Below are 13,953 nucleotides of genomic sequence, written 5' to 3' on the forward strand. Positions count from 1 at the left end.
CCTATGGTCCGGCGGCGCCATCCCAACGCCCCGGAGACCTCCCATGCCCGTCCGTCACCTTGCCTGCCTGGCGCTGGCCACCCTGGCTTTGCTCGCCGGCCCTGCCCGTGCGCAGGCGCCCAGCGACCCCAGGCCCCACGCCTGTCCGAGCGAGGTGCCCGCGGATGCGCGCTGCTTCACGGGCGAAGACGGCCTGGGCGGCTTTTACTGGATCGCCCTGCCCGCGAACTGGCAGCCCGCCACGGGCGTGCTGGTGGTGCATGCCCACGGCGGCCCGGCCGACACCGGGCCCGCGCGCTTCGACCGTGGCGAGGAAGACCTCAAGCGCTGGGCCGTGACCGTGCGGGCCGGCTACGCCTGGGTCGCGTCCACCTACCGACGCGGCGGCTATGGCGTGACCATGGCCGCCGAAGACAGCGAGCGCGCGCGGCGCGTGTTCGTGAAGCACTTCGGCCCGCCGCGCCGCACGCTGCTGCACGGCCAGAGCTATGGCGCTGGCGTGGCCAGCAAGGCGGCCGAACTCTATGGCACCGTGGACGGCCCGAACGGCCCCACCGCCGGCCCCTACGACGGCGTGCTGCTCACCAGCGGCGTGATCGGCGGCGGCACGCGCGCCTACGACTTCCGCCTCGACCTGCGCGTGGTCTACCAGTACGTCTGCCAGAACCACCCGCGGGCCGGCGAACCCTCCTACCCGCTGTGGCAGGGCCTGCCGCTGGACGCCAAACTCACGCGCGCCGAGCTCGCGAACCGCGTGGACGAATGCACCGGCGTGCGCAAGCCCGCCGCGCAGCGCAGCGAGCAGCAGAAGGCCAACCTCGCCACGATCGTGAACGTGGTGCGCATTCCGGAGCGCTCGCTGATCGGGCACCTCAACTGGGCCACCTGGCTGTTCCGCGACCTCACGCAATTGCGGCTGGGCAACCGCAACCCCTTCGACAACAGCCGCGTGCGCTACCAGGGCTCGGCCGACGATGCCGCGCTCAACGCGGGCGTGCTGCGCTACAGCGCCGACCCGGTGGCCGCGGCCGAGCTCGCGCGCGACAGCGATCCGCAGGGCACCGTGCGCATGCCCGTGCTCTCGATGCACGCCATCCACGACCCCACGGCCTTCGTGGAGCTGCAGTCGGCGTACCGCGAGATCGTGGAGCGCGCCGGCAATGGCGACAAGCTGGTGCAGGTCTTCAGCGACGAGGCCGAGCACAGCTACCTGGGCGAGGCGCAGTACCCGGCGCTGTTCACCGCGCTGCTGAACTGGGTCGACCGGCAGGACAAGCCCACACCGGCCTCGGTCGCCGCGTTGTGCCGCGGCTACGAAGCCACCTACGGGCCAGGCTGCCGGATCGTGCCCGACTACCGCAGCCCGCCGCTGGCGAGCCGCGTGGCGCCGCGCTGAACCGCGGCGCGGCGCTCGCCCCGCTTCATCGCCGCTGCGGCGGCACGTCGGTGCAACTGCCGTGCGCCACTTCGGCCGCCAGGCCGATGCTCTCGCCCAGCGTCGGATGCGGGTGGATGGTCTTGCCGATGTCCACCGCGTCGGCGCCCATCTCGATGGCGAGACCGATCTCGCCGATCATGTCGCCCGCGTGCGTGCCCACGATGCCGCCGCCCAGGATGCGGCCATGGCCGTGCGCCTCGGGCGAATCGTCGAACAGCAGCTTGGTGAAGCCTTCGTCGCGGCCATTGGCGATGGCGCGCCCCGAGGCCGTCCAGGGGAACAGGCCCTTCTTGACCTTGATGCCCTGGGCCTTGGCCTGGTCTTCGGTGAGGCCCACCCAGGCCACCTCGGGGTCGGTGTAGGCCACGCTCGGGATCACACGTGCGTTGAACGCCGCCGCGGCGAGGTCGGGCTTGCCCTGCAGTTCGCCCGCGATCACCTCGGCCGCCACGTGGCCCTCGTGCACCGCCTTGTGCGCCAGCATGGGCTGGCCCACGATGTCGCCGATGGCGAAGATGTGCGGCACGTTGGTGCGCATCTGCACGTCGACCTCGATGAAGCCGCGCTCGGTCACGGCCACGCCCGCGGCCTCGGCGCCGATCTTCTTGCCGTTGGGGCTGCGGCCCACGGCCTGGAGCACCAGGTCGTAGGTCTGCGGCGCGGGCGCGTTCTCGCCCTCGAACGTCACCTCGATGCCCGCCGGCGTGGCCTTGGCCGCCACCGTCTTGGTCTTGAGCATCACGTTGTCGAAACGCGGCGCGTTCATCTTCTGCCAGACCTTCACGAGGTCGCGGTCGGCGCCCTGCATCAGGCCGTCCATCATCTCCACCACGTCCAGGCGCGCGCCCAGCGTGCTGTAGACCGTGCCCATCTCGAGGCCGATGATGCCGCCGCCCAGGATCAGCATGCGCTTGGGCACGCCAGCGAGGCCGAGCGCTCCGGTGCTGTCGACCACGCGCGGGTCCTGCGGCATGAAAGGCAGGCGCACCGCCTGCGAGCCGGCCGCGATGATGGCCTTCTTGAAGCCCACCACCTGTTTCGCGCCGGTCTTGTCCTGGCCCTTGCCCTCGGTGAGCTCCACGCCCAGGTGGTTGGGGCCCACGAAGCTGCCATAGCCGCGCAGCACCGTGACCTTGCGCATCTTGGCCATGGCATTGAGGCCGCCAGTGAGCTTGCCGATCACCTTTTCCTTGTGGCCGCGCAGCTTCTCGATGTTGACCACCGGCCGGCCGTACTCGACGCCGAGGTCCGCCATGTGGCTCACCTCGTCCATCACCGCGGCCACGTGCAGCAGCGCCTTCGAGGGGATGCAGCCCACGTTGAGACAGACGCCGCCGAGCGTGGCGTAGCGCTCCACCAGCACGACCTTGAGGCCGAGGTCGGCGGCGCGGAACGCGGCCGAGTAACCGCCCGGGCCGCCGCCGAGCACGAGCACGTCGCACTCGAGGTCGGTGGCGCCGCCATAGGCCGCAGACGCGGGCGGCGCCGAGCGCACGGCCGGGGCCGCTGCCGTGGCGGGCGCGGGGGAAGCCGCAGCTGCAGCCGGGGCCGGCGCGGGGGCCGCGGCAGCGCCGTCGGCCTCGAGCGTGAGCACCACGCTGCCCTGCTTGACCTTGTCGCCCAGCTTGACCTTGAGTTCCTTCACCACGCCCGCGGCGGACGAGGGAATCTCCATCGAGGCCTTGTCGCTCTCGACCGTGATCAGGCTTTGTTCGGCCTTGACGGTGTCGCCCGGCTTGACCAGCAACTCGATCACCGCCACTTCGTCGAAGTCGCCGATGTCGGGGACCTGGATATCGATGAGTGCCATCTCGGGCTCCTTACAGCAGCACGCGACGGAAGTCGCTCAGCACCTGGCCCAGGTACGCGTTGAAGCGCGCGGCCGAGGCACCGTCGATCACGCGGTGGTCCCAGGTGAGCGACAGCGGCAGCATCAGGCGCGGCTGGAAGGCCTTGCCGTCCCACACGGGCTCCATCTGGCTCTTGCACACACCCAGGATGGCCACCTCGGGCGCGTTGATGATGGGCGTGAAGTAGCGTCCGCCAATGCCGCCCAGGCTGGAGATGGTGAAGGTCGCGCCGCTCATGTCGGCCGGCGAGAGCTTGCCCTCGCGCGCCTTCTTGGCGAGCTCGCCCATTTCCTGGCTGATCTGCAGCACGCCTTTCTTGTCGGCGTCCTTGAGCACCGGCACCACCAGGCCGTTGGGCGTATCGGCCGCGAAGCCGATGTGCCAGTAGTTCTTGAGCACCAGCGCATCGCCGTCGAGCGAGCTGTTGAACTCGGGAAACTTCTTGAGCGCGGCCACGCTGGCCTTGATCAGGAAAGCGAGCATGGTGACCTTGATGCCGGCCTTCTCGTTTTCCTTGTTGAGCTGCACGCGGAAGGCTTCGAGGTCGGTGATGTCGGCGTCGTCGTGGTTGGTGACGGCCGGGATCACGATGGCGTTGCGCGTGAGGTTGGCGCCGCTGATCTTCTTGATGCGGCTCAGCTCCTTGCGCTCGATCGGGCCGAACTTGGCGAAGTCGACCTTGGGCCAGGGCAGCAGGTCGAGACCCACACCCGTGCCGCCGCCGACAGCCGGGGCCTTGGCGGCCTGGGCCTGCGTCTGCACCGCACCGGCCATCACGGCCTTGGTGAAGTTCTGCACGTCGTCGAGCGTGATGCGGCCCTTGGGCCCGCTGCCCTTGACCTCGGCCAGCGGCACGCCGAGCTCGCGCGCGAACTTGCGCACCGAGGGCGAGGCGTGCGGCAGGCCCACGGGCGGCACCGTGGGGTTGTGCGCGGCCGGCGCGGGGGCCGGGGCGCTCGCGGTGGCAGGCGCGGCCACGGCGGCGGGCGCCGAAGCCGCCGGCGCGGGCGCTGCCGCGGTGGCGGGCGCGGCCGCCGGGGCCGGCGAAGACGCCGGCGCGGCACCACCGCCTTCGACGATCGCCAGCAGGTCGCCGATGTTGACCTTGTCGCCGACCTTGACCTTGAGCTCCTTGAGCTTGCCGGCCGCCGACGACGGGATCTCCATCGAGGCCTTGTCGCTCTCGACCGTGATCAGGCTCTGCTCGACCTTGATGGTGTCGCCGGGCTTCACGAGCACCTCGATCACCGCCACGTCCTTGAAGTCGCCGATGTCGGGCACGCGCACCTCCACCGGGCCGCTGGCGGCCGGGGCCGGTGCGGCGGCGGCCGGGGCTGCAACGGCTGCCGCCGCGGGCGCTGCCGCAGGGGCCGCAGCAGGGGCCGCCGCAGGCGCCGTCGCCTGGGCGGCGCCCTCGGCCTCGAGCAGCACCACCACCGAGCCCTCTTTCACCTTGTCGCCGAGCTTGACCCTGAGCTCCTTCACCACGCCCGCGTGCGAGGACGGGATCTCCATCGAGGCCTTGTCGCTCTCGACCGTGATCAGCGACTGCTCGGCCTTGACCGTGTCGCCGGGTTTGACCAGCAGCTCGATCACCGCCACTTCGTCGAAATCCCCGATGTCGGGCACCTTCACTTCAATGCTTGCCATGTCGGTCTCCGGCACTCAGGCGTACAGGGGGTTGATCTTGTCGGCCTTGATGCCGTACTTCTGGATCGCCTCGGCCACCTTGGCCGCGGGCAGCTTGCCCTCTTCGCTGAGCGCCTTGAGCGCAGCCACGACGATGTAGTGGCGGTTGATCTCGAAGTGCTCGCGCAGCTTGCTGCGGAAGTCGCTGCGGCCGAAGCCGTCGGTGCCGAGCACCTTGTAGGTGCGGCCCTTGGGCAGGAACGGGCGGATCTGCTCGGCGTAGTTCTTCATGTAGTCGGTCGACGCGATCACCGGGCCGGTGGTCTTGCCGAGCTGCTCGGTCACGAAGGCCGTGCGCGGGGTCTCGGTCGGGTGCAGCAGGTTCCAGCGTTCCGCGTCCTGGCCGTCGCGCGTGAGCTCGTTGAAGCTCGGGCAGCTCCAGATGTTCGCGGCCACGCCCCAGTCTTTCTCGAGCAGTTCCTGGGCGAAGAAGGATTCGCGCAGGATGCTGCCGCTGCCCAGCAGTTGCACCGTGGGCGCGTCGGCCTTGAGCGCGGGCGCCTGCTTGCACAGGTACATGCCCTTGATGATCTGCTCTTCGGTGCCGGGCTGCAGGCCGGGCATGGCGTAGTTCTCGTTGAGCAGCGTCAGGTAGTAGAAGACGTTCTCCTGGCGCTCCACCATGCGCTTGAGACCGTGGTGCATGATCACCGCGACCTCGTGCGCGAAGGTCGGGTCGTAGCTCACGCAGTTGGGAATGGTGCCCGCGAGGATGTGGCTGTGGCCGTCCTCGTGCTGCAGGCCTTCGCCGTTGAGCGTGGTGCGGCCCGAGGTGCCGCCGAGCAGGAAGCCGCGCGCCTGCATGTCACCGGCCGCCCAGGCCAGGTCGCCGATGCGCTGGAAACCGAACATCGAGTAGTACACGTAGAACGGCACCATGATGCGGTTGTTGGTGGAGTACGAGGTGGCCGCGGCGATCCAGCTCGCCATGCCGCCGGCCTCGTTGATGCCTTCCTGCAGGATCTGACCGGCCTTGTCCTCTCGGTAGTACATCACCTGGTCCTTGTCGACCGGGGTGTACTGCTGCCCTTTGGGGTTGTAGATGCCGATCTGGCGGAACAGGCCTTCCATGCCGAAGGTGCGCGCCTCGTCGACCAGGATGGGCACCACGCGCGGGCCCAGGGCCTGGTCGCGCAGCAGCTGCGTGAGGAAGCGCACGTAGGCTTGCGTGGTGCTGATCTCGCGGCCTTCGGCGGTGGGCTCGAGCACGGCCTTGAAGGTTTCCAGCGAGGGCACGGTGAAGCTTTCGCTGCTCTTGGCGCGGCGGTGCGGCAGGTAGCCGCCCAGGGCCTTGCGGCGCTCGTGCAGGTACTTCATCTCCGGCGTGTCGTCGGCCGGCTTGTAGAACGGGATCTTGGGCAGCTCGCTGTCGGGGATGGGCACGTTGAAGCGGTCGCGCATGTAGCGGATGTCTTCGTCCGACAGCTTCTTGGTCTGGTGCGCGGTGTTCTTGCCTTCACCGGCCTTGCCCATGCCGTAGCCCTTGACCGTCTTGACCAGCAGCACCGTGGGCTGGCCTTCGTGGTGGTAGGCGCGGTGGAAGGCTGCGTAGACCTTCTGCGCATCGTGGCCGCCGCGGCGCAGCGCCCAGATGTCGTCGTCGCTCATCTTGGACACCAGCTCCAGCGTGCGCGGGTCGCGGCCGAAGAAGTTCTTGCGCACGAAGGCACCGTCGTTGGCCTTCATGGCCTGGTAGTCGCCGTCGAGCGTGTCCATCATGATCTTGCGCAGCGCGCCGTCCTTGTCGCGCGCCAGCAGCGCGTCCCACTCGCGGCCCCAGAGCAGCTTGATGACGTTCCAGCCCGAGCCGCGGAACTCGCCTTCGAGCTCCTGGATGATCTTGCCGTTGCCGCGCACCGGGCCATCGAGGCGCTGCAGGTTGCAGTTGACGACGAACACCAGGTTGTCGAGCTTCTCGCGCGCGGCCAGGCCGATGGCGCCCAAGCTCTCGGGCTCGTCCATCTCGCCGTCGCCGCAGAAGACCCAGACCTTGCGCTGCGAGGTGTCGGCGATGCCGCGCGCGTGCAGGTACTTGAGGAAGCGCGCCTGGTAGATCGCCATGATGGGGCCCAGGCCCATGGACACCGTGGGGAACTGCCAGAACTCGGGCATCAGCTTGGGGTGCGGGTAGCTGGAGAGGCCCTTGCCGTCGACTTCCTGGCGGAAGTTGAGCAGTTGGTCTTCGCTGAGCCGGCCTTCCATGAAGGCGCGCGCGTACACGCCGGGCGCGCTGTGGCCCTGGATGTAGAGCAGGTCACCGCCGTGCGTGCCACCGTTGTCGGTGTTGTCGGCATGCCAGAAATGGTTGAAGCCGACCGCGAACATGTGCGCGAGCGACTGGAAGGAGCTGATGTGGCCGCCCAGGTCGCCGCCGTCGGCGGGGTTCAGGCGGTTGGCCTTGACCACCATGGCCATGGCGTTCCAGCGCATGTAGGCGCGCAGGCGGCCTTCGAGTTCGAGGTTGCCGGGGTTGTGCGCCTCTTCGGACGGCTCGATGGTGTTGACGTAGCCGGTGGTGGCCGAGAACGGCATGTCCACGCTGTGCTGGCGGGCTTCTTCGAGCAGCTGTTCGAGCAGGAAGTGCGCGCGTTCGGGGCCTTCCTTTTCGATGACGGCGGTCAGCGCCTCCATCCATTCACGGGTTTCCTGGGCGTCCAGATCCCCGGCCGCACGGCCGTTGTTCGCGTCGTTCGCTGACATCGCTGTCTCCTGTGGTGTGAAGGCCGAGCTTACGAAGGCCGCCCGGCGCTGTCGCGGATTCTTTCACAGACCGACGGTGATTTCAATATGCGCCAGTGCGTTTCACATTATGGTTTGGGACAGGCTTTGCTCACGGCGCCGTGACCCGCCTCACGTAGACTCGCGGCCTCCATGCAGACCCGCTCCAGCCCGCCATCGGCCCTTGCCAACGCTCCCTGGTGGAAGCGCTGGTGGCGCCGCCTGCCGCCCTCGCGCCAGGACCGTTTCGCCACCCTCGGCCCCCTGCTCGCGGTGCTGCTGTTCCTGTCGGCCATCGTGGTGGCCATTGCCTACCTGCGCTACGAAGAGATCGAGCGCGAGCGCGAGGCCGTGACGCGCGACGTGGAATACGCGCAGCAGCGCCTGCGGCTGCGCCTGCTCGAACGCCAGGAGCAGCTGATGCGCCTGGCGCGCGAGATCGACAACCGCGCGATCGACACCGAAGAATTCACGTTCCAGGCCGAAACCCTGGTGAGCCAGTTTCCCGAGCTGCTGGCCATCACCTGGGTCGACGCGCGCCGCCGCGTGCAGGCCGCCTACGCCTCGCCGAGCGCGCCGATCGCGCTCATGCGCAGCGTGGGCAACTCGCTCACGCCCTCGGAAACCGACGGCAGCTTCGACCTCGCGCGCGACCTGCGCCAACCGATCTACTCGCGCCCGCTGCTGCCGCCCGACAGCCGCACCACCACGCTGATGCTGCAGGTGCCGCTGACCGAGCAGGGCCGCTTCGCGGGCACGGTCATGGGCGAGTACTCGGTGGACGGGCTGATGCGCTTCGGCATGCCCCCGGAAATCATGGCGCGCTACGCCGTGGCCCTGCTCGACGACCGCGGCAACGTGCTCGCGGGCAGCCTGCAGACGGCCGAGCCCGTGCTGTCCTTCCTGCCTTGGACCAATCCCTCGCTCGAACACGAGGTGCCGGTCTCGCCCGTGGGCAACGGGCTGATCCTCAAGGCGCAGGGCTACCGCACCTCTCAGGACATCGTGGGCTCGGGCTTCTTCTGGGTCATCGGCGCGCTGTCGGCGCTCACGGTGTGGATGCTGATCGGCACCTGGCGCCACACGCGCCGGCGCGTGCAGGCGCAGCAGGCGCTGGTGGCCGAGACCAATTTCCGCCGGGCCATGGAGAACTCCATGCTCACCGGCATGCGCGCGCTCGACATGCAGGGCCGCATCACCTACGTCAACCCCGCGTTCTGTTCGATGACGGGCTGGACCGAGGCCGAGCTCGTGGGCCGCACCGCGCCCTTCCCCTACTGGCCCGAAGAAGACCACGAGCACCTGCACGCGCGGCTCGAAGACGAGCTCAACGGCCGCTCCACCCCGGGCGGCTTCGAGGTGCGCGTGCGCCGGCGCAACGGCACCATCTTCGACGCGCGCATGTACGTCTCGCCGCTGATCGACCCCAAGGGCCACCAGACCGGCTGGATGACGTCGATGACCGACATCACCGAGCCCAAGCGCATCCGCGAAGAGCTCTCGGCCTCCTACGAACGCTTCACCACCGTGCTCGAGTCGCTCGACTCGGCGGTGTCGGTGGCGCCGCTGGGCAGCGACGAACTGCTGTTCGCCAACAAGATGTACAGGCTGTGGTTCGGCACCCGCGGCCAGGGCCACCGGCACCTGGTCGACCTGGCGGGCAACCAGCCCCAGCCCAACCCCGATGACGGCGATGCGGTGGACGCCTTCGCCGGCATGCCCACCGGCGCGCTGCCCGATGCGGGCGTGGAAAACGCCGAGGTCTTCGTGCCCGAGCTCGACCGCTGGCTCGAGGTGCGCACGCGCTACCTGACCTGGGTCGACGGCCGCCTGGCGCAGATGGTGATCGCCAGCGACATCACGCCGCGCCGCAACGCCGAGGAACAGGCCGCGCGCCAGGCCGAACGCGCGCAGACCGCGAGCCGCCTCATCACCATGGGCGAGATGGCATCGAGCGTGGCGCACGAACTCAACCAGCCGCTCACCGCCATCAGCAACTATTGCAACGGCATGATCTCGCGCCTGCAGGAGCAGCGCATCACGCACGAGGAGCTGCTGGGCGCGCTCGAGAAGACCGCGCGCCAGGCGCAGCGCGCGGGCCAGATCATCCAGCGCATCCGCGCCTTCGTGAAGCGCAGCGAGCCCAACCCCACGCTGTCCGAAGTGCCGCAGATGGTCAACAACGCCATCGAGCTCGCCGACATCGAACTGCGCCGCCAGCAGGTGCGGCTCACGCCCTACGTGGCCGCGCGCCTGCCGCCGCTCATGGTCGACCCGATCCTGATCGAGCAGGTGCTGATCAACCTGCTCAAGAACGCGGGCGAGTCGATCGCGCAATCGGGCCGTCCGCTGGGTGAGCGCCACGTGGAGCTGCGCGTGGCGCCGCGCCGCCTCGACGAGCAGGACGTGGTCGAGTTCGAGGTGCGCGATTCGGGCAACGGCGTGCCCGAAGAACTCATCGAACGCATCTACGAGGCTTTCTACAGCACCAAGAGCGAAGGCATGGGCATCGGCCTCAAGCTGTGCCGCAGCATCGTCGAGTCGCACCACGGCCGGATGCGGGTGGAGAACCTCTACAATGGCGCGGACGTGGTGGGGTGCTGCTTCAGCTTCTGGATCCCCGTCACGCCGCGTCTTCAACCCCAGGGCCCGGCAGACCTTGCCGCCAACGAGCCGCTGACGGACAAAGAAAGAGCGAGATGAGCCTGATCCCCAAGAAGGGCACGGTCTACGTCGTCGATGACGACGAAGCCGTGCGAGATTCCCTCCAGTGGTTGCTCGAGGGCAAGGATTTCAGGGTGCGTTGCTTCGAATCCGCCGAAGCCTTCCTGTCGCGCTACGACGCCCGCGAGGTCGCCTGCCTCATCGCCGACATCCGCATGGGCGGCATGACCGGCATGGAGCTGCAGGACCGCCTGATCGAACGCCAGTCGCCCCTGCCCATCGTCTTCATCACCGGCCATGGCGACGTGCCCATGGCGGTCGAATCGATGAAGAAGGGCGCGCTCGACTTCATCCAGAAACCCTTCAAGGAAGACCAGCTCGTGGCCCTGGTCGAGCGCATGCTCGAACACGCCCGGGAAGCCTTCGCCACCCACCAGCAGGCCGCCAGCCGCGACGCGCTGCTGGCCAAGCTCACCGGCCGCGAATCGCAGGTGCTCGAGCGCATCGTCGCGGGCCGCCTGAACAAGCAGATTGCCGACGACCTGGGCATCAGCATCAAGACGGTCGAGGCGCACCGCGCCAACATCATGGAAAAACTCGGCGCCAACACCGTGGCCGACCTGCTCAAGATCGCACTGGGCCAGTCGCCCGCCAAGGCCTGACCCCGCACCGCACGCCCAGCGCCCGCCCCCTCAGGCGGGCGTTTCGTTTTCCCACCCTGCATTCCCAGCCATGACCGCCCAGCTCATCGACGGCAACGCCCTCTCCCGCCAACTCCGCGCCGACGTGGCGGCGCGCGTCAAGACCCTGGCCGGCCGCGGCATCACGCCCGGTCTGGCGGTGATCCTGGTGGGCGACAACCCCGCCTCGCAGGTCTACGTGCGCAACAAGGTCAAGGCCTGCGAAGACACCGGCATGCACTCGGTGCTCGAGACCTGGCCCGCCACCCTGAGCGAGCAGGACCTGCTGGCGCGCGTGCACGCACTCAACAACGATCCCACCATCCACGGCATCCTGGTGCAGTTGCCGCTGCCGGCACACATCGACGCGCAGCGCGTGATCGAGGCGATCTCGCCCGACAAGGACGTCGATGGCTTCCACGTGGCCAGCGCGGGCGCGCTCATGACCGGCCTGCCCGGCTTCTGGCCCTGCACGCCGCACGGCTGCATGAAGATGCTCGAGCACATCGGCTACGACCTGCGTGGCAAGCATGCGGTGGTGATCGGGCGCAGCAACATCGTGGGCAAGCCCATGGCGCTCATGCTGCTGCAGGCCAACGCCACCGTCACGCTCTGCCACAGCGCCACGAAAGACCTCGCGCACCACACGCGCCAGGCCGACGTGATCGTGGCCGCGGTGGGCAAGCGCAACGTGCTCACCGCCGACATGGTCAAGCCCGGCGCGGTGGTGATCGATGTGGGCATGAACCGCAACGACGAGGGCAAGCTCTGCGGCGACGTGGACTTCGACGGCGTCAAAGCCGTGGCCGGCTGGATCACGCCGGTGCCCGGCGGCGTGGGCCCCATGACCATCACCATGCTGCTGGTGAACACGCTGGACGCGGCCGAGCGCAGCCAGGGCTGAGGGCGGCGCGCCCGCCCGCTGGTCGCGGGCCGGGGCACGGGGCATCGTTTCGTGATGCATTCGTGCTGACGGACAGCCCGGTTCTTCTGGAACATCGCAGGTTCGCGAGATTCAGGAGAGGACCATGATCACGCCCACGACTTCGCCCTTCGGGCTGCTGTCGCGCCCGGCTCCGCTGGGCTTCGAGCGCTCGGCGTCACAACGCCACCGCCACCTCTTCGGCGTCGACGATCTCGGCGACGACGAATTGCTGGCACTCACGCGCCCCTGCTTCTCGCCGCCGCCGGCCACGCGAGCCCCCTGGGGCACCATGAGCCTGCTGTTCGATCAGCCCAGCGTGCGCACCGCCGCGGGCTTTGCAGCGAGCGGTCTGCGCGTGGGCCTGGTGCCCATGGGCGTGAACGCCCGCGGCCACTGCGCGCGCGCCGACGTGGCCCTGGAAGACGAAGTGCACCAGCTCAGCTACATCAGCGACTGCGTGGTCGTGCGCAGCGGCGAGCCGCTCGACGCCGACGCGCTGCGCCACTGCGATGCCCCGGTCATCAACGCCGGCGATGGCGGCCATGAACACCCCACCCAGGCACTGATCGACCTTGCCGCACTGCGCATGCTGGGCCTGGAAGACCAGCGCGTCACGCTCATGGGCAACCTGCGCGACCACCGCACCCAGCACTCGCTCGCGCGGGTGCTGCGGCGCCTGGGCGTGTCGGTGGTGCTGTTGTCGCCGCCCGGCATGGGCATGCCGGCGCGTTTCGTCGACGGCCTCGCCACCGTCGAAACCGACGACCCGGCGCTGGCCGACGAGGTGCTGGCATCGAGCGATTTCATCTACCTCACGCCCACGCGCTGGTGGAGCACGCCCGAACACCACGGCGGCGAGGCCTTCAAGCTCGATCTCGAGCGCGCGCGGCGGGTATTGCGGCCGCAGGCGCGCGTGTTGCACCCCTTTCCGCGCACCGGGGAGCTCGACGTGTCGGTGGACGCCTCGCCCTACAACGGCTACCACCGCCAACTCGCGCTCGCCAACGGCGTGCGCGCGCGCCTGCTCGCCCACCTGCTCGGGCGCGGACCCTGAAACGGTTCAGCGCCGCGGCATGAGGCGCCACAGCAGCGCACCGCTGCACAGCCACTGCACCAGCACCATGGCCGAGCCCAGGCCATGCCAGAGCTTGAGGTTGCCGCCGCTGGCGCGCGCCGTGACGATGTGGGGCGCGACCACGAATTCCTGCAACACCGCCAGCGCCATGGCCACGCAGATCAGGCCGAGCAGCGGATAGGCCTGCGGCGAAGGCCCGCCCTGGCGCACCAGCGCCAGCAGCACCACCCCGATCACCAGGCCCGCCTGGCACTGCAGCGAAAACAGCTTGGCCGCCACCGGCCCGGCCACGGCCGGGTTGCCCAGGGTGGCGAAGAGCGTGGGCACGGCCAGAAAACTCAGCGCCGTGATGCCGCCCCACCAGAGGGCGGCGAGCATGAGGGCCTGGCGCTGAAACCGCATGGCCGCGCCTCAGGCGTAACGCACCGCGACGATCTCGTAGCGGCGCACGCCACCGGGGGCCTGCACCTCGGCGGTGTCGCCCTCTTCCTTGCCGATCAGCGCGCGCGCGATCGGACTGCTGATGTTGATCAGGCCCTGCTTGAGGTCGGCCTCGTCCTCGCCCACGATCTGGTAGGTCACGGTGGCGCCGCTGTCCTCGTCCTCGAGGTCGACCGTGGCGCCGAACACCACGCGGCCGCCGGCGTCGAGCGTGGCCGGGTCGATGATCTGGGCCGCCGAGAGCTTGCCCTCCACCTCGGCGATGCGGCCTTCGATGAAGCCCTGGCGGTCCTTGGCCGCGTCGTACTCGGCGTTCTCGCTCAGGTCGCCTTGCGCGCGCGCTTCGGCGATCGCGGCGATCACCGCGGGGCGGTCCACGGTCTTGAGGCGGTGCAGCTCTTCCTTGAGCTTTTCGGCACCGCGTTTGGTGATGGGGATGGTCGACATGGGCTGTACTCCTTCTTGGCCGCACC

General features: G+C 69.1%; 10 protein-coding genes. 5 read left to right on the top strand and 5 right to left on the bottom strand.

Annotated features, from left to right (window positions below):
• The first annotated feature begins 43 nt into the window (after positions 1-43).
• Entirely contained in the window at positions 44-1,396 is a 1,353-nt protein-coding gene (locus G9Q37_RS08730; protein ID WP_166226823.1) for an alpha/beta hydrolase family protein, read from the top strand.
• 25 nt (positions 1,397-1,421) lie between these two features.
• Here G9Q37_RS08730 and lpdA read toward each other — a convergent pair whose 3' ends face one another.
• The 3 genes from lpdA to aceE are packed head-to-tail and all read right to left on the bottom strand — an operon-like array spanning position 1,422 to position 7,677.
• On the bottom strand, positions 1,422-3,248 hold the full coding sequence (lpdA, locus tag G9Q37_RS08735) for a dihydrolipoyl dehydrogenase (protein ID WP_166226824.1): 1,827 nt from the start codon (positions 3,246-3,248) through the stop codon (positions 1,422-1,424).
• Between the two features lie 10 nt (positions 3,249-3,258).
• A complete protein-coding gene (gene aceF / locus G9Q37_RS08740; RefSeq protein ID WP_166226825.1) occupies positions 3,259-4,938 on the bottom strand; it encodes a dihydrolipoyllysine-residue acetyltransferase in 1,680 nt (559 codons plus the stop codon).
• A gap of 15 nt (positions 4,939-4,953) precedes the next feature.
• Positions 4,954-7,677, bottom strand: a complete 2,724-nt coding sequence (gene aceE, locus G9Q37_RS08745) for a pyruvate dehydrogenase (acetyl-transferring), homodimeric type (RefSeq protein WP_166226826.1) — start codon at positions 7,675-7,677, stop codon at positions 4,954-4,956.
• Positions 7,678-7,848: 171 nt separating this feature from the next.
• On the opposite strand from aceE, the gene G9Q37_RS08750 reads away from it, so the two are divergent.
• The 4 genes from G9Q37_RS08750 to G9Q37_RS08765 all read left to right on the top strand — a co-directional run bounded on the left by G9Q37_RS08750 (position 7,849) and on the right by G9Q37_RS08765 (position 13,018).
• Positions 7,849-10,398 (top strand): PAS domain-containing sensor histidine kinase, encoded by a 2,550-nt coding sequence (locus tag G9Q37_RS08750; RefSeq protein WP_166226827.1) that lies wholly within the window; start codon positions 7,849-7,851, stop codon positions 10,396-10,398.
• Positions 10,395-11,021 (top strand): response regulator transcription factor, encoded by a 627-nt coding sequence (locus G9Q37_RS08755; protein WP_166226828.1) that lies wholly within the window; start codon positions 10,395-10,397, stop codon positions 11,019-11,021. The genes G9Q37_RS08750 and G9Q37_RS08755 overlap by 4 nt, the downstream gene beginning before the upstream one ends.
• Positions 11,022-11,091: 70 nt before the next feature.
• Complete coding sequence (gene folD / locus G9Q37_RS08760) at positions 11,092-11,943, top strand: bifunctional methylenetetrahydrofolate dehydrogenase/methenyltetrahydrofolate cyclohydrolase FolD (protein ID WP_166226829.1); 852 nt, start codon at positions 11,092-11,094, stop codon at positions 11,941-11,943.
• Positions 11,944-12,067: 124 nt separating this feature from the next.
• A complete protein-coding gene (locus tag G9Q37_RS08765; protein ID WP_166226830.1) occupies positions 12,068-13,018 on the top strand; it encodes an aspartate carbamoyltransferase in 951 nt (316 codons plus the stop codon).
• A gap of 6 nt (positions 13,019-13,024) precedes the next feature.
• Here G9Q37_RS08765 and G9Q37_RS08770 read toward each other — a convergent pair whose 3' ends face one another.
• Together G9Q37_RS08770 and greA are read right to left on the bottom strand one after the other, a co-directional pair.
• A complete protein-coding gene (locus G9Q37_RS08770) occupies positions 13,025-13,441 on the bottom strand; it encodes a DUF4149 domain-containing protein (protein WP_166226831.1) in 417 nt (138 codons plus the stop codon).
• A 9-nt stretch (positions 13,442-13,450) separates the two neighbouring features.
• Entirely contained in the window at positions 13,451-13,927 is a 477-nt protein-coding gene (gene greA, locus G9Q37_RS08775; RefSeq protein ID WP_166226832.1) for a transcription elongation factor GreA, read from the bottom strand.
• Between the last annotated feature and the right edge of the window lie 26 nt (positions 13,928-13,953).

Origin of the sequence: Hydrogenophaga crocea, assembly GCF_011388215.1 — a bacterium.
GTDB lineage: Bacteria > Pseudomonadota > Gammaproteobacteria > Burkholderiales > Burkholderiaceae_C > Hydrogenophaga > Hydrogenophaga crocea.